21 protein-coding genes and 1 tRNA gene are annotated in these 21,745 nt (G+C 55.7%); 10 read left to right on the top strand and 12 right to left on the bottom strand.

Features of this window, described 5'->3' with window-relative positions; translation table 11 throughout:
• Window positions 1-84: 84 nt before the first annotated feature.
• Together J5067_RS13460 and J5067_RS13455 are read left to right on the top strand one after the other, a co-directional pair.
• Window positions 85-160 (top strand) — tRNA-Trp (locus J5067_RS13460).
• Between the two features lie 87 nt (window positions 161-247).
• A complete protein-coding gene (locus tag J5067_RS13455; protein ID WP_264628431.1) occupies window positions 248-1,333 on the top strand; it encodes a DUF1176 domain-containing protein in 1,086 nt (361 codons plus the stop codon).
• 47 nt (window positions 1,334-1,380) lie between these two features.
• Here the strand turns inward: J5067_RS13455 and J5067_RS13450 are convergent, their stop codons facing one another.
• The 6 genes from J5067_RS13450 to J5067_RS13425 all read right to left on the bottom strand — a co-directional run bounded on the left by J5067_RS13450 (window position 1,381) and on the right by J5067_RS13425 (window position 7,332).
• Window positions 1,381-2,139, bottom strand: a complete 759-nt coding sequence (locus J5067_RS13450) for an amino acid ABC transporter ATP-binding protein (protein ID WP_264651313.1) — start codon at window positions 2,137-2,139, stop codon at window positions 1,381-1,383.
• A 7-nt stretch (window positions 2,140-2,146) separates the two neighbouring features.
• On the bottom strand, window positions 2,147-3,244 hold the full coding sequence (locus J5067_RS13445; protein ID WP_264651312.1) for an amino acid ABC transporter permease: 1,098 nt from the start codon (window positions 3,242-3,244) through the stop codon (window positions 2,147-2,149).
• Window positions 3,245-3,252: 8 nt separating this feature from the next.
• Window positions 3,253-4,431 carry an amino acid ABC transporter permease gene (locus J5067_RS13440; RefSeq protein ID WP_264651311.1) on the bottom strand — a complete coding sequence of 393 codons (1,179 nt, stop codon included), beginning with the start codon at window positions 4,429-4,431 and terminating at the stop codon, window positions 3,253-3,255.
• Between the two features lie 85 nt (window positions 4,432-4,516).
• Window positions 4,517-5,542 carry an amino acid ABC transporter substrate-binding protein gene (locus J5067_RS13435; RefSeq protein ID WP_264643794.1) on the bottom strand — a complete coding sequence of 342 codons (1,026 nt, stop codon included), beginning with the start codon at window positions 5,540-5,542 and terminating at the stop codon, window positions 4,517-4,519.
• Between the two features lie 329 nt (window positions 5,543-5,871).
• Window positions 5,872-6,537: an amino acid ABC transporter permease gene (locus tag J5067_RS13430; RefSeq protein WP_264643795.1), complete on the bottom strand. Its 666-nt coding sequence runs from the start codon at window positions 6,535-6,537 to the stop codon at window positions 5,872-5,874.
• Between the two features lie 24 nt (window positions 6,538-6,561).
• The gene (locus tag J5067_RS13425) at window positions 6,562-7,332 is read right to left on the bottom strand and encodes an amino acid ABC transporter substrate-binding protein (RefSeq protein WP_264643796.1); all 771 of its coding nucleotides are present in this window, start codon (window positions 7,330-7,332) and stop codon (window positions 6,562-6,564) included.
• A gap of 506 nt (window positions 7,333-7,838) precedes the next feature.
• Between J5067_RS13425 and J5067_RS13420 the strand changes: the two genes are divergently transcribed.
• The 8 genes from J5067_RS13420 (at window position 7,839) to J5067_RS13385 (ending at window position 15,336) form a co-directional block, all read left to right on the top strand.
• Window positions 7,839-8,282 carry an RcnB family protein gene (locus J5067_RS13420; RefSeq protein WP_264651310.1) on the top strand — a complete coding sequence of 148 codons (444 nt, stop codon included), beginning with the start codon at window positions 7,839-7,841 and terminating at the stop codon, window positions 8,280-8,282.
• Between the two features lie 245 nt (window positions 8,283-8,527).
• On the top strand, window positions 8,528-9,136 hold the full coding sequence (locus J5067_RS13415) for an NAD(P)-dependent oxidoreductase (RefSeq protein ID WP_264651309.1): 609 nt from the start codon (window positions 8,528-8,530) through the stop codon (window positions 9,134-9,136).
• A 148-nt stretch (window positions 9,137-9,284) separates the two neighbouring features.
• Complete coding sequence (locus J5067_RS13410; protein ID WP_264628651.1) at window positions 9,285-9,908, top strand: hypothetical protein; 624 nt, start codon at window positions 9,285-9,287, stop codon at window positions 9,906-9,908.
• A gap of 254 nt (window positions 9,909-10,162) precedes the next feature.
• A complete protein-coding gene (locus tag J5067_RS13405; RefSeq protein ID WP_252120383.1) occupies window positions 10,163-11,002 on the top strand; it encodes an ABC transporter ATP-binding protein in 840 nt (279 codons plus the stop codon).
• Window positions 10,999-11,844 carry an ABC transporter permease gene (locus J5067_RS13400; protein ID WP_264651308.1) on the top strand — a complete coding sequence of 282 codons (846 nt, stop codon included), beginning with the start codon at window positions 10,999-11,001 and terminating at the stop codon, window positions 11,842-11,844. The genes J5067_RS13405 and J5067_RS13400 overlap by 4 nt, the downstream gene beginning before the upstream one ends.
• 46 nt (window positions 11,845-11,890) lie before the next feature.
• Window positions 11,891-12,862, top strand: a complete 972-nt coding sequence (locus tag J5067_RS13395) for an ABC transporter substrate-binding protein (protein ID WP_264651307.1) — start codon at window positions 11,891-11,893, stop codon at window positions 12,860-12,862.
• Window positions 12,863-12,877: 15 nt separating this feature from the next.
• The gene (locus J5067_RS13390) at window positions 12,878-14,266 is read left to right on the top strand and encodes an amidase (RefSeq protein ID WP_264651306.1); all 1,389 of its coding nucleotides are present in this window, start codon (window positions 12,878-12,880) and stop codon (window positions 14,264-14,266) included.
• A 242-nt stretch (window positions 14,267-14,508) separates the two neighbouring features.
• Window positions 14,509-15,336, top strand: coding sequence for an isochorismatase family protein (locus J5067_RS13385; RefSeq protein ID WP_264651305.1), 828 nt, complete (start codon window positions 14,509-14,511; stop codon window positions 15,334-15,336).
• A 3-nt stretch (window positions 15,337-15,339) separates the two neighbouring features.
• On the opposite strand, the gene J5067_RS13380 is transcribed toward J5067_RS13385, so the two are convergent.
• From J5067_RS13380 to J5067_RS13355, 6 genes are all read right to left on the bottom strand, one after another.
• Window positions 15,340-16,398 carry a ketopantoate reductase family protein gene (locus J5067_RS13380; RefSeq protein ID WP_264651304.1) on the bottom strand — a complete coding sequence of 353 codons (1,059 nt, stop codon included), beginning with the start codon at window positions 16,396-16,398 and terminating at the stop codon, window positions 15,340-15,342.
• Window positions 16,398-18,029 (bottom strand): ABC transporter substrate-binding protein, encoded by a 1,632-nt coding sequence (locus J5067_RS13375; protein ID WP_264643804.1) that lies wholly within the window; start codon window positions 18,027-18,029, stop codon window positions 16,398-16,400. The genes J5067_RS13380 and J5067_RS13375 overlap by 1 nt, the downstream gene beginning before the upstream one ends.
• Window positions 18,030-18,094: 65 nt before the next feature.
• Window positions 18,095-19,057, bottom strand: coding sequence for an ABC transporter ATP-binding protein (locus J5067_RS13370; protein ID WP_264651303.1), 963 nt, complete (start codon window positions 19,055-19,057; stop codon window positions 18,095-18,097).
• Window positions 19,057-19,911, bottom strand: coding sequence for an ABC transporter ATP-binding protein (locus tag J5067_RS13365; protein WP_264651302.1), 855 nt, complete (start codon window positions 19,909-19,911; stop codon window positions 19,057-19,059). Before J5067_RS13365 ends, J5067_RS13370 begins: the two co-directional genes overlap by 1 nt.
• A complete protein-coding gene (locus tag J5067_RS13360; protein WP_264651301.1) occupies window positions 19,908-20,756 on the bottom strand; it encodes an ABC transporter permease in 849 nt (282 codons plus the stop codon). Before J5067_RS13360 ends, J5067_RS13365 begins: the two co-directional genes overlap by 4 nt.
• Window positions 20,753-21,724: an ABC transporter permease gene (locus J5067_RS13355; protein ID WP_264651300.1), complete on the bottom strand. Its 972-nt coding sequence runs from the start codon at window positions 21,722-21,724 to the stop codon at window positions 20,753-20,755. Before J5067_RS13355 ends, J5067_RS13360 begins: the two co-directional genes overlap by 4 nt.
• Window positions 21,725-21,745: the final 21 nt, after the last annotated feature.

The following is a 21,745-nucleotide window of genomic DNA, read 5'->3' as shown; positions in this document are numbered from 1 at the left end:
GAGCGGTAGTTCAGTCGGTTAGAATACCTGCCTGTCACGCAGGGGGTCGCGGGTTCGAGTCCCGTCCGTTCCGCCACCCTATTTAGGGGCGTAGTTCAATTGGTAGAGCACCGGTCTCCAAAACCGGGTGTTGGGAGTTCGAGTCTCTCCGCCCCTGCCAGATAGACAAAAAACCTTCCGTCGAAAGACGGAGGGTTTTTTTGTTTGGTTTAAATCTATATTCATGCTTAGGAAAGGAATTCCAGTAATGGATGCTGCTTATCGACTTCGCGCCACGTCTCGGCAGGGGCTCTCTGCTGGCCTGTTTTTTGCCCTGTTTCTTACGATATTCTCCGCTGTCGCCAACTATGATTCCGTGTATTTCACCCATAAAGAATGGGATCTGGTGTGTGATAACACGCTGACTTGTCGTGTGTCGGGCTATTCTCCCGACAGTGTGACATTTGGCGTTAGCGTCTTATTAACGCGTAAAGCTGGCGCTGGCACGCCGGTGGATAATCAGGTGATGCTGAGCGATGGGCTGGGCCACGATGACGTATTGGCGATGCGCGGAACGCCCCAATTGATCATTGCTGGGCGCGTACTGGGGGTGTTGCAGGTCGCTGATAGAAAAAAAATCAGTTGGCGTATGAATGCGACGCAGTATGCTGCTTTTCTTCGTGCGCTGCGTCGTGACAAGCCGATTGTATTTAAGGATAAGCTGGCCGAGTATCCCCTTTCCAATGCAGGTTCCAGCGCTGTAATGCTGCAAATGGACCGGGTTCAGGGGCGAATGGGTACGCGTGGCGCGATCTATAAAACCGGCAAAAAGGATGATTCCAACGTTAAAGCTCCGATTGCCGCACCGGTGATTATCAAAGCGCCCGTCAAAGACCAGGCGGCGCGCGACATGACCGCACAGGAATTAGCCCGGTTCAAACCAGCGCTGATGAAAACCCTGGTAGGGGATGATGCTTTTGACTGCACCGACGACCAGCTTAACAGTGACCACCTGCCTTGGCAGATTGCTCGCTTGAATAAAACGCAGTCCTTGGTCATCGCGCCTTGCTGGATGGCTGCCTATAACGGGGGTTCCAAATTCTGGTTGGTGGATACCCTGATGAAGCGCCCCGCGCAGCTGATTGACGTAGGTATGATGGCCAACGACTACCAGAACGGTGCCATTGTATGGATTATGCGCGGGCGTAGCGTGGGGGATTGCTGGTCCACCAAATCGTGGCAATGGAATGGCAAAGCCTTTGTGTACAGTGCCAAAAGTTGGACCGGGCGCTGTCGTTACATCCGCAATGGGGGCGCGTGGGATATCCCGATGCGGGTATCAACCTTTAAATAGCGTTTGTTCGGTAAACGGCCCACGCCTGACGCGGGCCGTTACATCAATTAGTGCAGGATCTGCGACAGGAAGGTGCGTGTACGTTCTGAACGCGGATTGCTGAAGAATTCTTCCGGCGCAGCCTGTTCCACAATTTCTCCCTGATCCATAAAGATCACCCGGTCAGCCACCGTTTTGGCAAAGCCCATTTCATGCGTTACGCACAGCATGGTCATGCCGTCTTGCGCCAACCCGAGCATGGTATCCAGCACTTCCTTCACCATTTCCGGATCGAGCGCTGAGGTGGGTTCATCGAACAGCATGATTTTCGGCTTCATGCACAGAGAGCGGGCAATCGCCACGCGCTGCTGCTGACCACCGGAAAGCTGGCCTGGGAACTTGTGTGCGTGTGCGGCAATACGCACGCGTTCCAGATAATGCATCGCCAGTTCTTCCGCTTCTTTCTTCGGCATATGACGCACCCAGCTAGGTGCCAGCGTGCAGTTTTGCAGCACGGTCAGGTGTGGAAACAGGTTAAAGTGCTGAAACACCATCCCCACTTCGGCGCGGATCTTCTCGATATTGCGCAGATCCCCGTCCAATTCGGTGCCATCAACCATGATTTTGCCTTGCTGATGTTCTTCCAGGTGGTTGATGCAGCGAATCGTGGTCGATTTTCCAGAGCCCGACGGCCCGCACAGCACAATGCGCTCCCCCTGCTTCACGTGCAGGTTGATGTTTTTCAGAACGTGGAATTGGCCATACCACTTGTTCACATTGTCCAGTGTGATCATATAGTTATCAGATGTTAATGCGTTCTGCTTCATAAGAGCCTCAATGCGACTTGTGTCCGGTGTTAAAACGTTTTTCCAGATGCTGGCTGTAGCGCGACATGCTGAAACAGAAGATCCAATAGATCATGGCGGCAAAAACATAGCCTTCGGTCGACATCCCCAGCCAGGTCGGATCAACGGTCGCCTGCTGGATACTGCTGAACAGATCGAACAGGCCGATGATGATGACCAGACTGGTGTCCTTGAACAGCGCGATGATGGTATTCACCAGACCGGGAATGACCAGCTTTAGCGCCTGAGGCAGGATAACCAGCCCCTGCATACGCCAGTAGCCCAGCCCTAACGCGGCAGACGCTTCATACTGCCCTTTCGGCAATGCCTGAAGTCCGCCTCTGACCACTTCTGCCACATAGGCTGACTGGAACAGAATGACGCCGACCAGTGCGCGCAGCAGTTTATCGATGCTGGTGCCTTCGGTGAGAAACAGCGGCAGCATTACCGAGGACATAAATAACACGGTGATCAGCGGCACGCCGCGCCAGAATTCGATAAACACCACGCACAGGATACGCACCACGGGCAGGGTTGAACGTCTTCCTAACGCCAGCAGAATCCCCAACGGCAATGCGCCTGCGATACCTATCGCTGCGATGATCAGGGTTAGCGTCAGTCCACCCCATTGGCGCGTTTCTACGCGCGTCAGCCCGCCGAATCCACCGTACAGCAGCCACCAGGCCAATAACGGGTAGCACACCGCCCAGATTGCGATATAGCGCCCACGACGCGGCATACGACGCCAGAACATCGGCAGGATACTGAGTAAGCCCAAAACCAGCGCAAAGTTAATGCGCCAGATCTCTTCTGCCGGATACAGTCCGTACATGAAGTGGCCGAAGCGTGCCTGAATAAACACCCAGCAGGCACCATCGCGGGTGCAGTCAGCGCGGGTTTCACCGACCCAGTTCGCCTGAAGCAGCGTCCAATTCAATAGCGGAGGCAGAATGTTCCACAGCAGCCAGAAGCAGAACAACGTCAGCAGGCTGTTTGGGACGCTGGAGAACAGGTTCTTTTTGGCCCAGTGCCACAGCGCAAACAGCGGAGCCTGACGGTGTGGTTGTGGTTGTGACAATGTCGTCATAGCGGCCTCTAGCGTTCCACGAGCGCGATTTTGCGGTTATACAGGTTCATCAGCAGGGAGATGATCAGACTGATAATCAGGTACACCGACATGGTAATAGCAATGGTTTCAATCGCCTGACCGGTCTGGTTGAGCACGGTACCGGCAAACAGGGAAACCATATCCGGATAACCAATCGCGGCAGCGAGCGATGAGTTCTTCACGATATTCAGATATTGGCTGGTCAACGGCGGGATGATAACGCGCAGCGCCTGCGGCAAAATCACCTTACGCAGCGTGATCGGATTGGGCAGCCCCAGAGAGCGAGCCGCTTCATGTTGCCCGTATGACACTGATTGAATGCCGGAACGGATGATCTCTGCGATAAACGCGGAGGTGTAGACCGACAATGCCAGCGTCAACGCCGCCAGTTCCGGGATCAGTACCATGCCACCCTGGAAGTTAAAGCCTTTCAACTGCGGGATATCCCAGTGCAGGGCAGGGCCAAACAGCCCATGGCTCACGCCAAGCAGAACCACCCACAGTGCCAGAACGATAGGCCAGGTGCGGTGATATTGCCCCGTCAGCGCCTGAATCTGTTTATTGCGCCGATACAGTACAATGCCGACCACCAACGGGATGAGCAACGCGAAGAACGCGCCCAGCGCGCCGGGACCAAACTCTCCGGCGGGAAGGTATAAACCGCGGTTACTCAGGAACGCAATATCGAGCGTGTTAAGCGCCTGGCGCGGGCCCGGCAGGTTACGCAGTACGGCAAAATACCAGAAGAAGATCTGCAAAATCGGCGGGATATTACGAAACGTTTCGATATAAACCGTGGACAGTTTGCGTAACAGCCAGTTATCCGAGAGCCGCGCCAGCCCGAGCATAAAGCCCAGCACCGAAGCGAAAACAATACACAGTGCTGAAACCAGCAGCGTGTTGAGCAGCCCGACCAGAAACACGCGGGCATAGGTATCGCCCTGCTGGTAGTCGATAAGGTGCTGAACAATACCGAAGCCCGCGCTGTTGTTCAGAAACGCGAAGCCGGAGGTAATACCACGCTGGGCCAGATTGGTGACGGTGTTGTGCAACAGATAACCCGCCACGGCAATCACAATAACGATGACGAGAAGTTGATACAGCCAGGCGCGCACCGCTGGATTTGATAGTGAAAAATCACGTTTCACGGTTGGGCGTTGTTGCATGCGAGTGCCTCAATAGCAGGAACACGGAAAAAGCGGGAACACAGAGGTGCCGCACCCGGGCGCGGCACCCGTTTTCTGTTAGCGATTAACGTACCGCAGGTGCGTACTGGATACCGCCTTTGTTCCACAACTCATTCAGGCCACGCTTGATTTTCAACTCGCTGTCCATACCAACGTTGCGTTCGAAGATTTCACCGTAGTTACCAACTTGCTTGATGATTTTGAAGGCCCAATCGGCGGGCAGTTTCAGATCTTTGCCGTAGTTGCCTTCGTGACCCAGCAGGTGAGACATGTCTGGGGTGGTCGGCTTGGCGGCCAGCGCGTCAACGTTCTTCGAGGTCACACCCATTTCTTCCGCATTCAGCATGGCGAACAGGGTCCAACGTACAATCGAGAACCACTCTTCATCACCGCGACGTACCACCGGTCCCAGCGGTTCTTTGGAGATAACTTCCGGTAATACGATAAATTCAGCCGGTTTGCTCAGCTTGATACGCAGTGCGTACAGTTGTGACTGGTCGGACGCCAGGGTATCGCAGCGGCCGGATTCCAGCGCCTTGGCGCTTTCGTCAGAGCGGTCGAAGGTGACCGGGGTGTATTTCATGTTGTGGGTTTTGAAGTAATCCGCCACGTTCAGTTCGGTATCGGTACCGGCCTGAATACAGACGGTAGCGCCATCCAGCTCTTTCGCGCTGGTCAGGCCCGCTTTATTGTGGGTCAGGAAGCCGATGCCATCGTAATAAGTCACGCCAGTAAACAGCATGCCCATCCCGGCGTCACGGGAAGAGGTCCAGGTGGTATTGCGCGACAGAATATCAACTTCACCGGATTGCAGTGCAGTGAAACGCTCTTTGGCGGTCAGCGGGGTGTATTTCACTTTGTTGGCATCGCCAAACACGGCGGCAGCGACGCCGCGGCACACGTCTACGTCGATACCGGAATATTTCCCGCTGGCATCCGCATAGGAGAAGCCCGGCAAGCCGTCACTGATACCACACTGAACAAACCCTTTTTTCTGAATGGCATCCAATGTTGCACCCGCGTGAGCTTGATTGATGGCAGCGAAGAGGGATGCGCCGGCAACCAGCGTGGAAAGTAGCATTCTTTTCATAATTATCCTATGTAGCTCAGTCGTTGTGTGTTGCTGTGCGGTAGCAGCCATCCGGCTGCACCATTCCTGTCTGTCGGCACCGTTGTTTTGTCAGACGGTAGCGTGCCGTGACAGGGTTAAGCAAAACCGATGCCAATAATTTATTTTGATGATAAATAACAAGAAAATAGAAAAATTGCTGAGCGGCGATAAGGTTTATTCGGTCAGGGTGCACTTAAATGGCACTTTGCTGCAAAAGATGCGCTATTGGAGTGCAAAGCGCCCCGTTTCAGGTGAAGGAAATGCGCGGGGAAAAGCCACCTGCCCCAAGACGAGGCAGGAAGGCGAAATCAGTGGGGAATGTGGCGTTGATAGTAGGTTTCGAGCCGGGTTTGCAGCTTGCTCAGCACCGTGCTGAACAGCAAATAGATCAGCGCGGCTTCCACATAAAGGATCAACGGTTCGTAGGTGACGGAAACGATACGCTGTGCGGCCAGAAACATCTCCGGCACCGTGATGACGGCGGCGAGCGAGGTGTCTTTGATCAGCGAAATAAAGGTATTGGAGAGCGGCGGTATCGAGACAAAAATCGACTGTGGAATAATCACCCAGCGCAGCGTTTGGCGTCGATTCATGCCCAGCGACGCCGCGGCATTCCACTGGCCTTTCGCCACGGAAAGGATCGCTCCGCGCACGATCTCAGAACTGTAAGCACCCACATTGAGCGTGAAGCCAATCAGCGCCGCCGGAAAGGCATCCAGCGTGATGCCCGCATTAGGCAGCCCGTAGAAAATTAAAAACAGCTGCACCAGCAACGGCGTGCCGCGAATCACCCACACGTAAAAATCCGCCACCCATTTCAGCGGCTTGGGTCCATAGAGACGGATCAGCGCCACCAGAATGCCCAGTGCTAACCCGAGCACAAAAGAGAGAATGGCGAGCGGAACGGTAAACTGTAACCCAGCAGAAAGCAGACTCCAGAAGGAGTCTGCCATGAGTTGTAGCCATGGCGGCATCAATAGTGACCTCGAACGCGACGATTATTGGGAAACATCTTCCCCAAAGTATCGCACTGCTATCGTCTTATAGGTACCGTCCGCTTTGATTTCATCCAGCGCTTTGTTCAGCGCGGCCACCAGTTCCGGCTGGTTTTTGCGTACCAGAATACCGGACGGGTCACCTTCGGTGGCGGTTGCTGCCACTTTGACCTTGGCATCCGGCTTCTGTTTTTTAAAGTCCAGGTATGACAGGTTGTCATTCAACGTTGCTTCCGCCCGTCCGCTGAGTACCAGTTCCAGCGATTGGTTGAAACCGTCGGTGGGAACAATTTCAGCGCCGTGACTGCTGGCCAGTTTGGAGAAATTGCTGGTCAGGCTTTGTGCCGATTTGCGGCCTTTCAGGTCAGCAAAGCTTTTGATGGTATCGTTGTCGCTACGCACCACCAGTACCGCTTTGGAGTCGATATAGGGTTTGGAGAAATCAAATTTGGCCTGACGCTCTTGAGTGATACCCACCTGGTTAATTACCGCGTCATAGCGCTTGGCGTCCACACCGGCAATCAAACCGTCCCAACGGCCTTCCACAAACTCGGCTTTTACCCCCAGTTTTTCAGCAACCGCACGGCCGATATCCACATCGAAGCCCTGAAGTTTTCCTGATTTATCATGGAAAGAGTAAGGCGCGTAGGTGCCTTCCGTACCGATTTTGAGTACGCCCGCGGCCTTGATGGCGCTGAGATCGTCTTGTGCCTGCGCGGCGGTACCCGCCATCAACAGTGCACCGGTGAATGCTGCCAAAGCCAGTGTTTTCATTGCGTTTACCTATTATGTAGTGGAGAACGTCATATACCCGTCATACTTCAAGTTGCCGGTGCGTTGGCTGCGCTCGCTCACCCGAATCACTTACCTGAGTAAGCTCATCGGGGTTCACTCACTTGCCGCGTTACGAGACTCATAAATGAGTCTCGCCCTAAAGGGCCAGCGCAAGCGCTGTTCAAAACGTAAACGTTTTGTCCCGCAACTCGAATTATTTAGGGTAAGTCACGTTCGATGCTAAATAATCTACGACGTAAGCCATAAGGTTCTAAATCACATTCGACGATGATTTAGAACTGAAATGAATATAGCCCAGATGTTGATTTCTGCGTTTTAGCCGTGCTTTTTGCCATTGCTATCGGGCTTTGAGTGAGGAAAGCGTTAAGCAATGTAAAGTCGCGTCAGGGGCCGTGTAATTAGGAATACAGGAGATATTCGCGCGTGAGGCGAAGGCAGATAGTAGCGGCAACGGCGGTTACCGTCGTTATCTTGAGGATACGCATATGCGCAAAACCATTCTGACGCTCGTCATGACCGCTCTGGTTCTCGGTCCACTCTCCGCTTCTTTTGCTTATGCGCACGGCCCTGATGGCCCGAGAGGTGAAGGGGGAAGTCACTGGAATGGCGGCCCGCGCGGCGAAGGTGGGCCCGGTTGGGATCGCGGACGAGGCCACGGTCCGCGCTGGGACAATGGCCCAAGAGGCGGTTGGGGGCGCTATGAAGACAGGCGCGATCACTTCCGCTGGCGCGGCTATGATTTTCGTGCCGGGCATCCGATCCCTGGACCGTACCGCGGCGATCGCTACTGGGTGCGTGACTGGCGCGGCTATGGCCTGCCCAGCCCTCCACCAGGCCACCAGTGGCGCCATATCGACGGTAATTACGTGCTGATTGCGGTGGCAACGGGCGTGATTACCTCCATTCTGCTCAATCAGGCGTTCAACTGATACGCCTTCAGCGGTCGATCATTCCGGCGCTATGCGTTTGATAGGTTGCCGGGATGCCTCGGAATTGCTCCCTTTTCCGTACCAATCTAGTTGCATCCGCGCGCCATTTCCTGATATTTGCACGAATAATGCAACAGTGCTGCTCGAATATCAGGCCTTATCTTGTTTCCGCGATGTCTTACACTACGGTCAGTGGCAAGCTCAACCGATGAGCTTGGTGAAACGATCTGATGACGGAGAACACGATGAAAGTTGCCCTGATTGGTGCAACCGGCATGGCCGGTAGCGAGATTCTGAAAGAGTTGGTGGCGCGTGGCCATCAGGTAACGGCGATTGCGCGTAATATAGCCGCCATCCCACCGCAAGACGCCGTGACGCCGCTGGCGTTAGATGTCAGCGATCGTGATGCGCTAAGTGCCGCGCTGGGTGGTCACGATGCCGCGATCAGTGCGGTGCGCTTCCAGGCGGTCGAACCGTCGCAACTGATTGAAGCTGTCAGCCAGTCAGGCGTGAAGCGCTATCTGGTGGTGGGCGGTGCCGGTTCGCTCGAAGTGGCGGGTACCCGCTTGCTGGATACCCCAGACTTCCCCGATGCCTATCGCCCGGAAGCCACGCGAGGCGCTGAGTTCCTTGCTGCGCTGCGCCAGCACGATGAGCTGTCATGGTCGTTCCTGTCTCCTTCCGCGCTGTTTACGCCGGGGCCGCGCACCGGGCACTTCCGTTTGGGCAAAGATACCCTGCTGTTCGATGAGGCGGGCAACAGCGCCATTTCGGCGGGTGACTTTTCCGTCGCGCTGGTGGATGAACTGGAGCAGGGCAACCACCTGAAATCGCGCTTTACCGTCGGTTATTGAGGTTGCTCGCGCTGGGCGTCATTTGAAAGGGGGTATGGCGTAAATTGGCTAATAAACGCACATGATGTTTGGTATTATAGGTTCCAATCATGTGCAACAGGCTATGCTTACAATGTCTCCAATCCTAAATGATAGCGGGAGTTTTGATATGGCGGTTATTCCAATGTCATATAGCCCCGCCACGGTGGCGCGGGAATACCGAAAAATTGGCGAAACAGGGGTCAATGGTCGAGCCGTGGATATCTATATCCACAATGAGCAACACCATGCCGTCGCGATATACGGTGAACCTGATGACGTTAATGGTGATTTACGGCATGTTGTTGTCGCAAAGATTGATTTGAAATCCCGTAATAGCGATGACGAAACCGAAACAATCTTGGCTGTCATTGGTTATTACGAGAATCTGCAACCTGTGTTGCCTCCTTACGCACAAGTAGAAGGTGTCATCGTCACCAAGCGTGAACGAAATGCCAATGTTGCCAGCGCTATGTATAAGGCGCTCATCAATGATGGCATTGTGCTGGTGAGCGATAACGTGCAATTTCCTGGAGGAAAGGCGTTATGGTCGCGTATGGCACGGAAAGAGGTTGGTATCGACGTGTTTGTCTTCGATTCCGAACAACATGCTTTCTGGCCCTACGACGGTGAACGGATTCGATACGATGGCCGTAGTATTCCTGAAAGCGATATCTGGAGCCTTGCCCCTAACGAATCGCGAAAAGGGGTGGTGTTGGTGGCCGAACGTAAGCGAGATGGCTTAACCGCCTGATAGCATCCCTATGAAACATCAAGCGTCTGCCTTTCAGGCAGACGCTTTTTTTATGCCTGAAAGGGAGAAACCGGCAGTGTACTCGCCAGTTGGTGCGGGTTGATGTCAAGTTTATGGAAGAAATGACAAGTTTGATAAGTTTGTCGTATTAGACAAGTTTGACAAGTTATTGCACGGTGAAGTGCGCGCAATCGACATCCTTGTTATCCGGCTTCGCGTTTTTAGCAGTCGGAAACGCCGTTAGTCAGGAGTGTATGATGACCCTTTCACCTGCAAGAGAAAAAATGCCTTCAGGCGATCCTGCCGCTCCCGCGGTGGCGATTGCCATGAAAGGCGTAAAAAAACAGTTTTTGGATCACGACGATAACGCAGTCGACGTTATCAAAGACATTTCCCTTGATATTTATCACCAGGAATTTATCAGCATTGTCGGGCCGAGCGGCTGCGGCAAAACCACCATGTTTAACATTATCGCCGGGCTACTGCCTCCGACAGCGGGCGAAATTCAGGTGTTCGACCCGTACTACGCCATGCCCGGCAAAGGGCGAGTGGGTTACATGTTGCAAAAAGACCTGCTGTTCCCGTGGCGCACCATTCTGGATAACGTCTGTCTCGGGCTGGAAATCAGCGAGATGCCGAAGAAGGAACGCCACGAGCGAGCCATGACCTACCTCGATAAGTATGGGTTGGGCGATTTCGCTCACGCCTATCCCGCCACGCTGTCGGGGGGGATGCGTCAACGCGCGGCGTTGATCCGCACGCTGGTTATCGATCCTGACATCATTCTGCTCGATGAGCCTTTCTCGGCACTGGACTACCAAACCCGGCTGGTGTTGGAAGAGGAGATCCTGACGATCCTCAACGAATACGGCAAAACCGTGGTGTTGATCACCCATGATATTGGTGAAGCCATTGCCATGTCCGATCGCATTGCCGTGATGTCACAGCGGCCGACCTGGAACAAGAAAACCTACGATATTGGCCTCGCCAAGCGGCACGGTTCCGCCATGGGTGCGCGCAAAGATCCCGAGTTCCAATCCTTCTTCGATGCGATCTGGGCTGATATGGATATCCAACTGGGGGATCATGCATGAATAAGTCTGCCGTGGTTGCTGATAAAACGGCCTCGGGTCGTTCACGTCAGGGAAGTCAGCGCAGAAAGCGCTGGTTGTCGCTACTGCGTGACAATGGCTGGCGCGCCTTGCTGATTGCCAGCATTGTGGCGCTGTGGCAGTTCGGGGTAAACACTGGCGTGGTCAATGCGTTCTTAATGGGCTCTCCGGCAGGGATTTGGCAGGAATTTTTACGCCTGGTGGGTAACGGTGAACTGTTTCAGAACACCTACGTCACGGTGTATGCCACTGTGACCGGGTTTGTGCTGGGCAGCTTGCTCGGTTCATTTTCCGGGCTGTTGCTGTGGCATACCCCGACGCTGGCGCGCATTCTCGACCCGTTTTTCATCGCGCTCAACAGCCTGCCGAAGATTGCTCTGGCACCCATCATCATCATTTGGTTCGGCTCCGGGCTGTTTTCCAAAATAGCGTTGGCCTTTATCGCCACCTATGTCGTGGCGCTGCTCTCCGCGTGGCAGGGCACGCACCAGATTGATGATAGTCAGGTCAACCTGATGCGCTCCCTCGGGGCCAATCGCAACCAGATTTTCCGTAAGGTGGTGGTGCCGTCGACCCTGCCGTGGATTATCGCCGCTTTCCGACTGAACATCGGTTTTGCCCTGATTGCTAACATCGGCGGTGAGTTCATCTCTTCCGATTATGGTCTGGGGAAAATGATTTTCGTCGCAGGCAATCTTTTCAATCTCAATGTGGTGTGGGTCGGTGTCTTTACGCTGCTGCTGGTCGCCATTGTGCTCTATCTGGTGGTGGTTCAACTGCAACGCTGGCTTCTGCCCTGGGAGCGCCAGAATACACATCGCTAGTGGTATCCGTTCCGTTGTTCCTTAACTGGTTAAGAAGGAAAGTGAGATGAATAAAATCGTTGCATGGGTGTGCGCGGCGCTGTTTACAGCAGGTTCTGTCAATGCGTCAGCGGCTGATGCCAAGCCCGATCGCGTGCTGGTGACGGAGGCGTTCCACTCTTTGTTGTACTTACCGGTATATGTTGCCAAACACCAAGGTTTTTTCGAAAAAAATCAGATAGACGTGACGTCGATTCGTTCGGCGGGCTCAGGCCCGACCGCGCTGGCGGCAGTATTGTCCGGTGAAGCGCAGTTCTCCGTACACGGTCCGGAGCACGTCGGGTTCGCCCAGCAAAAGGGCGGTAAGGCCAAGGCGGTGAGCGCGGTGGCTAACAGTGCGCCAGTATGGATTGTGGCTAAACCCGATTTCAAATTCACCTCACCGGCGGATTTGAAAGGCAAACGAGTGGTGGTGGGGCTGGCGCCGGGAACCTCTAACACGCTGTTGCTGCGCCTGCTGGGTCAGACAGGGCTAAACCCGAAGACGGATGTGGCGATTAACGAAGTGCAAAACGGTTCGGAACTGGGGCCACTGTTAGCGGGCCGTGCGGATGCCGCCGTGGTGTATGAACCGCAGGCGGATCAGGGGGTAGGGCAAGGGCTGAAAGTGATTTACGATTTCACCCGTGACTATCCGGAGTACGCGTTCTCTACCATCAACACCTCAGAGAAAATGATTGCTGATAACCCGCAACTGGTGGCGCGCTTCGTGAAAACCATCAACGAATCTCTGGCGTTTATTCATCAGAACCCCGATGTTGCCAAACAGGTGGCACGTCAGGAGTTCGCGGCATTGGAAGGTAGCGTGGTGGATGCGGCGGTGCAGCGAATGATTGACAGCAACGTCTATCCGGCCAACGCCGTTATTTCGCCAGAAGCCTTCACCACGGCGATTGATATTCAGAAATTTGTCGGCAACATCACGCAGGATATGCCTTATACGCAAATCGTTGACGGTCAGTTTGCTGCCAAGCCATAACAAGGACATCAAGGCATGAACGCTATATTGGGTATGAAAACCATGTTGGATACCTCGCCCTTTGCCACCATTGCCGCTACCCGGCGGCAACTGGCCGCGCGCAAAGTTTCTCCGAGCGAGTTGCTGAGCCATTTTCTGGCGCGTATCGAGCAACGCGACGGCGACATCAAGGCGTGGCGCTATCTTGATAAGGAAGGGGCGCGCCAGCGCGCCCTGGAACTGGACCAACACATGGGGGCCATCGCCTGCAAGCCTGCACTGTTTGGCATCCCTTACGGTGCCAAGGATATCTTCCACACGCGCGGTTTGCCGACGGAAGGCGGCTCCAAGGTGTTGGAGGGCAATATCTCCAGTGAAAACGCCAGCGTGATCGATAAACTCGATGGCATGGGGGCTTTGCTACTGGGGAAACTGACCACCACCGAGTTTGCCAATCTGGGAACGCCGCCCAAGACCGGTAATGCCTGGAACCCGGCGCATACGCCCGGTGGTTCAAGCAGCGGTTCTGCTGCTGCCGTTGGTGCGCGTATGGCGCTGATGGCATTGGGCACGCAAACGGCGGGCTCGTTGTCTCGCCCGGCGGCATTTAACGGCGTGACGGTGTTGAAGGCCACCTATGGGCGCATCAGCAAGGCGGGGGTGATTCCCGCCAGTTGGTCGCTGGATCATGTAGGAGCCTTCACCCATACGGTGGAAGATGCGGCGCTGGTGTTTAATGCGCTCTCTGGCCCGGATCCGCGTGATGACACCACGCTGTCATTACCCTATACCCCGTTGCAACTGCGCGAGAAACACGATTACACGGTGGGGATCGTCGAGCACCCCTACTATGCCGGGGGGGATGTTGAAATTGGTGCGGCCTGTTTGCAGGCAATGGATGCCTTAGCGGGGCGGGGCGTGAAGCTTAAACGGATCACGTTACCAGACAGTTTCGACGATGCCTGCCGTGCGCACCATATAGTGATGCAGGCCGAATGCGCTGCCTATCATCGCGACACATTTTTGCAGACGCCTACGCTGTTCGGCGCCTATTTGCAGGAATTTCTGCAACAAGGCCTCGCCATCTCTGCGCAGGCGTATATACAGGCGCAGCAGGTGCGTGCCCGTTATCGCCATGAGTTCGCAGCCTTGTTCGATGATGTGGATATGCTGATGACGCCTGCCACGCCGACATTAGCTCCGCACGGTCTGGCGGCGACCGGGTCTCCCGCTTACAATATGCCGTTTACCAACGCGGGTGTGCCAACCTTGGCGCTGCCGGTGGGCATTTCTGCAACCGGCTTGCCAATCGGGATGCAGTGGGTTGCCCGTCACGGCAATGAACAGGCGCTGGTGGATTTGGGGATGCTTTACCAGCAGATAACGGACTGGCATGCTTGCCTGCCGCCACTCTGTCAGGCATAACAGATTACTACCTGAAACAGTCATTCCCGCCACTGCGGTCATTCCCGCGAAGGCGGGAATCTCTGACAGAAGAAACGCGTTTATTCTCACAGAGATCCCCGGCTTTCGCCGAGGATGACGAGGAGTAAAGTGACTTTGTCATCAGTCTGCGCCTTCTCATCAGAAGGCTGCTCGCGATCGCACGTGCAGGAAGCACCGGTTTTGTCTACAGCTCGCTTTTCCGGTCAATGGGACACTATGTAATGTACGATAAATTATTGACGGTTTCTGATGCGGCTAAAATGCTGGGTATCTCCGCCAGCACGCTGCGTCGGCTGGAAGATAACGGAGAAGTCAAAACCTATGGGCTGAAGGTGGTTTACACCCCCGGCGGTCAGCGCCGTTACCTTGCCGACGAGATTCAGCGCGTTTTCTCTCAGACCGGTTTTGCCCACAAAATAGGCTTTGGCTCCAAAGCGGCGATTTTGGTGCGGGATGTGACCTACGCCTACATGGACTCCGGCTCGACGCTGGCCATTGATACCCCGTTTGATAAAGCGGGGCTACATCGATTACTGAGCATGGCGGCACAGCGTGGGTTACCGACGGTGTTCACCCGCACGGTGTATCGGCCAGAGCATCCTTTTTCCTGGCTGTGGGGTAAAAAATACCCGTTTATTACCACGTTGACCGAAGATGCCTACCTGAACTGCATTGATGAAGCGCTGGGCGATGCGCCCTTTGAGCGTAATCATTCCACCTGCTATGTGTCCGATTTTTATGGTCATGATTTGGCGGCATGGCTGAAGCAACAAGGTATCGACACCCTGATTCTGGGCGGCGTGACCGCCAGCGGCAGTATTCGTGCCACGGCGATTGAAGCGTTCCAGATGGGGTTTCATGTGATGTTGCCGCGTGAAGTGATTGGCGATCGCAGCCAGTCGTTGCTGGATTTCACCTTGCTGGATCTCAATGCGCGCTATGCCGATGTGCTCAGTCTTGAGGAAGTGTCCGGTTGGCTGGCGACCTTGCCGGTGGCGGTGAGCGAGTCAACCACCCGTCACCGCCAGCCTGATGCGTTGAGTGAATAACCGTTACTGTTTGGTGTTTAACAGATTTTCCGGTGCGGGCGTGAGCGTGCCTTTTTCAATAGCCCGCACCCGGTCATACACGGTTTGGTTGGCTGGCACCGGGATGTCCAGTTCTGCGGCACGTTGAATAACCAGACCGTAGATCTCATCGATTTCCGTGCGCCGGCCCTTCACAATATCTTGCCCCATGGACGGTCGTTGCCCGGCCGCGCCGCGCTGCGCCGCATCGATCAGGCGCTGTTCGATCTCCGAGAACGCTGCCGCACTGCCGTCTGCGGCGGCGGCAAACAACGCGGCGGGAATGGCACCGAGCGCGGTCAGTGAATAGCCTAACCGTTGCCCGACGCGCACCGCCTCGCTCGCCACCTCGATGGAAAAACGCCGCAGTTGCGGGTGACTGTCCAACGCGTCAATGGTCAATCCCGTTGCCGCAGAAACGCCGTTGCGCATCGCATTGACTGCCAGTTTCGACCAGCGCTCACCGGCCAGATTATCAATCACCGCGACGGAATCCACCTGCCGCAGCAGCGTTGCCAACGTTTCGATACGCGCGCTGCGCTGCCCGTCCAGTTCCCCGAGGCGAAACACATCAATTCCGGGGCTGCCATGGATCACGCGGCGGCGAATCACCCCCGGAGCCGAGAGTTCCACGCCGATGCGCGCGGCGATCAACCCGGCCGTTCGCGACGCGCCGACAATCTCGGCAAGCGTCGCCTCGTTGCAGCCATTTTGTGCCGAGACAACCACGGCATCCGCGTGAAGATAGGGCAACACCAACTCGGCGGCCCAGCGTGTGTCATAGGATTTCACGCTGATGAAGACGATATCGAGCGGCGGCAGCGCTCGCAGGCTGTCAATCTCGTCGTCGGCCAGAATACGCACCGGCACGATGGCGTTATCCAGCGGTACGGCACCGTCAATGCGCAGGCCGTCGCGGCGCGTGGTGTCTACGTGTTCTCGCCAACGGTCGATGAGCGTCACGTTTTCTCCTGCGGCAGCCAGTCGCGCGCCAATGAATCCGCCTACTGCGCCAGCACCGACAACCGCAATGTGGGGTGCCATTACTGGCCCTCCTTATCCAGCCAGACATTTTTCAGCGAACTGAAGGTTTGGTCTGGCGTGTTGCTGATGCCGTGCAGGTGCGAGCTGTAAACGGTCTGACGCTGTAACTCGAACAGCGGCAGGTTAGGCAAATCCGTCATCGCAATGCGTTGCCATTCATGGAACGCTTTCAGGCGGTTCGCGGGGTTGGTGTCGGTTTGCGTGGTTTTGATAATCGCATCCAGCGTCGGGTTGGAATAACGCGCCCCGTTGGTGTTGGGCACGCCTTTCACAATGGAGTCGGTGCCGTACAGGCGGTATAGCCCCATGGCCGGATCGATCAGCGCGGAGAACTGCCCGGCACGGGTTTGGAAATCATAATCGGTGTAAATCCGACGGTAGTAGCTTGGGGTGTCCTGCGTGCGCAGTTTTAGCGTCACGCCGACCTGTTTCAGGTTCTGGCGCAAAAACTCCGCGGTATTCTGCAAGGATTCATTGTTTCCCTCATAGTCGAAAAACAGCGAGAAGCGCTCACCGTTGGCACCGCGCGGGTAGCCTGCCGCATCCAGCAGTTGTTCCGCTTTCTTGGCATCGAAGGGGTAATGCGGAACATCATTGGTGAAATATTTTTGATAATGCGGAATAGGGCTGGTAGCCACTTTACCAATGCCGTACCACGCACTGTCGATCAATCCCTGACGGTCAATCGCGTAAGCCAGCGCCTGCCGCACGTTGACCTGCCGCAGAATCGGGTCTTGCGTGTTGAATTCGAAGGTAAAGAACGGGGAGAGCCAGTTATAGCCTTCGCTGGTAATTTTCAGCGTCGGATTTTTTTTCAATCGGGCGATATCGGCCAGTGGAACCGGATCGAACGGTCCGTATTTTACCTCTCCGGTTTCAAACGCGGCGGCTCGTGACGCATCGTCTGGGATCAGGCGGAAAATCAGTTTATCGAGATAGGGCTTGCCCTGATCCCAATAGTTTTCATTGCGCGCCAACTCGATGAATTCACCCCGACGCCAGCTCACAAAGCGGAATGGGCCGGTACCGATCGGCGCAATATTGTGGGGGTTTTTCAGTGGATCGCTGCCCTGATACAGATGCGCAGGCAATACCTGCGATTCTGCCGCACTCAGTGCGCTGAGCAAGATCGGTGACGGTTGAGACAGTTTGAATATCGCCGTCAGCGGGTCGGGCGTTTCTACATCCACCAGATTGGCAAAGGTGGTGCGTCCGCGCGGGTGCAGTTTTTTCCACAGTTCCAACGCGCTGTAGCGAATATCCTGTGAGGTGAAGGGTTCGCCATCGTGCCATTTTACGTTGGGGCGCAAGTTGAAGCGCACCGAGAGACCGTCTGCGGCGGTTTCCCAACTCAGCGCCAGGCTCGGCTGCGGGTTCATGTCTTTGTCGTAAGAAAGCAGACCATCGAACACATTGGGCGATACCGCGTTAACCGAAAAGTGGTTGTTGATGGCACTGCTCAGCACGCTCGGTGCCGGATTGATGACCGCGATCAGTGTGCCACCGCGCACCGGTTCAGCGGCGTAGGCCAGACTGCCGCCCAACAGCAGAGTCCCTATCAACAGGCTTGTCGGAAAACGAATATCCTTTAGAACATGGATGTACTTTAGAAAACGAATGTACTTAGGCATGAGATTTCCCCTTACTGGTGTGTAATGTGTGGTTAAGGCTTTTATTGTTGTGACTTCACGGGCTGTTAGTTGAACGGGCTTTCCGTTGACGGTGCGGATAAATGACAAGCAACGAGAGAATCCGAACCGACGGAATGCAAGGGTGGTACGCTGCGGCGACAGCGATCGGTAGCAAAACGGCAGCGGGTATGGAACGCGCACCCGCTGGGGATAGAGAGCGGACTGGGGACATCCCCAGTGAGTATCTGTTTATCGGCAATACGTGAACGGCGTGGGTCCATCACCGGGATAGCCTGGAGCAGTGCCTGGGTGTAGGGATGCTGCGGCGATTCCATGATGTCGGCATAAGGTGCTATTTCCACAATGCGCCCCAAATACATCACGGCGATTCGGTCCGCCATATGCTGCACCACGCCGATATCATGGCTGACAAACAGGTACGCCATCCGGTACTGCTGCTGCAAATCCACCAGCAAATTCAATACCTGCGCCTGCAACGAGACGTCCAGTGCGGAGACCGGTTCATCCAGTACGATAATGTCTGGGCGAGGCGCGATGGCGCGAGCAATGGCGACCCGCTGACGCTGACCGCCGGAAAGCTGATGTGGGAAACGGTCGAACAGCGCAACGGGTAACCCGACGTCATCCATCAACGCCAGCACGCGTTTATTGCGCGTAGCCCGGTGTTTTTCCGTCAGCGTTAACGGCTCGCCAATCAGTTGCCCCACCGTGAAACGCGGATCGAGGGATGCTGCCGGATCCTGGAACACCATCTGAATGCGCTGACGCAACGGGCGCAGCTTTCGTTTCGGGAGCGAGGTTACGTCCACGCCACCGATCACAACGCGCCCGGCACTCGGTTCCAACAGCCGCATCACGGCGAGCGCCAATGAGGATTTGCCACAGCCAGATTCACCGACAATACCGACCGTTTCGCCCGCCGCAACCTCAAGGTTGATGCCGTTGACCGCATAGGCCTTGCCTTGTGGGGTGGGGTAGGTCACCTGTAAATCTTGCACCTGTAACATTACGCGGCCTCCTCGCTGCTGCGGGCATCATTGACGCTGTGCAGGCGCGGCCTGGTGCCATGACGGGCACGCGGCTGAGGGCGTGCCAACAGCAACTGGCGGCTATAGGGATGGCGTGGGCCATCAAAAAAGGAAAATACATCCTGCTCTTCCACGATGACGCCGTGGCGCATCACGGCGACGCGATCGGCGGTTTCGGCGATCACGCCCAGATCGTGGGTAATCAGCAGCAGAGACATGTCCAGTTCGTCTTTAAGGCTGACCAGCAGTTGCAGTATCTGGGCCTGAATGGTGACATCCAGTGCGGTGGTCGGCTCATCGGCAATCAACACTGCCGGACGCGCCGCCAGTGCCAGTGCGATGACCACCCGCTGGCGCATCCCGCCAGAGAGCTTGTGCGGATAGTCGTTAAAACGGCGTTCGGGTTCTGGAATTCGCACTTGCAGCAGCAGATCGAGTGCGCGCATCTTGGCCTCGCGCTGGGAAAGTGAGCTGGCGGCAAGGATCGCCTCAATCAACTGACTGCCAATGGTCAACACCGGATTCAACGCGCTCATCGGGTCTTGAAATACCATAGCCAATGCCGGGCCGCCGCGCTGACGGCGCTGGCGCGGTGTGGTATGTAAAATATCGGTACCACCCAGCAGGACATGCCCGGTGCTGTGTGCCTCGGGTAATAATCCCATCAGCGTCAGTCCGGTCACGCTTTTACCACAGCCTGATTCCCCCACCAGCGCCAGCGTTTGACCCGCGAAAAGATCGAAAGAGATGCCGTGCACCACGCGTTGCGGCACGGCATGGCGGGCCGAAAACGCAACCCTGAGATCCTGAACCTGAAGCAGCGGTGCGGTCATTTTGTGGCCCCCTTATGCGGATTCCCTTTATGTGGATTGAGCAGATCCGTAAGGCCGTTGCTTAACAACGTAAAGCTCATGACGGTGATAAAAATAGCCAGCCCCGGCAGCGCGATGAGATACCAGGCGGTTCTCAGTAACGGTCTGGCGTTGCGAATCATCGCGCCCCACGACACGGTATTAGGATCGCCCAGACCGAGAAACGCGAGCGCGGCTTCGACCAGAATGGCGTGGGCGATCACCACGGAAATCATCACAATGACCGGCGCGGCACTGTTCGGAAGGATGTGCTGACGCACGATGCCGAGATGGCCGATGCCCATGGTTTCGGCGGCCAGTACATAATCGGCGTGACGGATTTTGAACACTTCGGCACGGGTCAGACGCGCAATTTCGGTCCATGACGTAAGGCCGATTGCCAGCGCCACGCTGCCCAACGACGGGGAGAGCAGCGCGACCAGCACCATTGAAAACAGAAAGGTCGGGATGGTTTGGAAGTATTCGCAAATGCGGATCAGCACATCGTCATACCACCCGCCGAGATAACCGGCGGTAGCACCGACGCTGACGCCAATCACCGTGGCAATCAGCGCAGCACCGAGACCAATGGCTAATGACACACGGGCACCGTGTGCCAATTGCGCGGCCACGTCGCGCCCGAGCTGATCGGTGCCTAACGGAAATTGCGTATTTTGCAGTGGCCACAGCGTGCGCGGCCCCACCATCGACTGGGGATCGCCGGGGAACAGCAGTCCGGCGCAGGCAGCGATAACCAACAGCGCTGCTAACAGGTAGAGCCCGATGCGCAGATAGGCATTGAGATGAACGTCAGGGCGGATTTTCATGACGCCAATCCAATGCGCGGATCGAGCACGCCGTACAGAATATCAATCAGCAGGCTGCTCAACACCACCAACAACGAGTTGCAGAGGAACAGGCTGAGCAACAGATTGATATCGCGATCGGACACCGCCTCGAAAGCCAGTCTCCCCATACCCGGCCAGGAGAAGACGGTTTCGACCACCACGGCACCGCCAAGCAACGAGCCGAGCTGTAAACCGGTAAGGGTGACCACCGGCAACAGTGAGTTGCGCAAAATGTGGCGCAGGGTGACTGCCGTCTCGCTGATGCCTTTCGCCCGCGCAGTGCGCACAAAATCGAGCGGGTACACTTCCAGCATTGAGGCGCGTGTCACCCGGGCATACAGCGCTAAATGCGATAAACCCAATGCGATGGCGGGCATAATCAGATGCCAGGCGACATCGCCTGCCACACCGAATGCTCCAGGCGTGGCACCTACCGTGACCATGCCGCCGATGGGCAGCCAACGGAAATGTACCGCGAACAGCACAATGCCCATCAAGCCGAACCAGAACACGGGTATGGCAAACACCACGGCGGAAAACAGCGTAACGCCCTGATCGAAAAGGCCATGGCGATAGCGTGCGGCAAAACACCCGAGGATCACGCCAACTATCACAGAAAACAGCAGACTGCTGCCCAGCAGCAGCAGCGTGGCGGGCAGTCGCTCCAGAATTAATGTTTGTACCGGCAGGTTATAGCGAAACGAAAATCCCAGATCGAAATGGGCTATTTGAGAAAAATAGGTGGTCAGCTGTTCAAAACCGGAGCGGTCGAGACCGAATTGCGCGCGCAACATCTCCATATATTCAGGCGTTGCTGCACCGGATTCTCCGGCAATAACATCCGCCAAATCTCCCGGTACCGATCTGAGTAAAATAAAATTACCCAATATCACTAATCCGGCGACAATACTGACCTGTGCAAGCCGGCGAAATAGATAACGCATCATTTCAGTCAGTGTGTCCTGATT

This window comes from Candidatus Symbiopectobacterium sp. NZEC151 (assembly GCF_025962655.1).
Taxonomy (GTDB): domain Bacteria; phylum Pseudomonadota; class Gammaproteobacteria; order Enterobacterales; family Enterobacteriaceae; genus Symbiopectobacterium.
The sequence above is the reverse complement of the archived record's forward strand: the minus strand, read 5'-3'. Positions and strand labels throughout refer to the sequence as shown.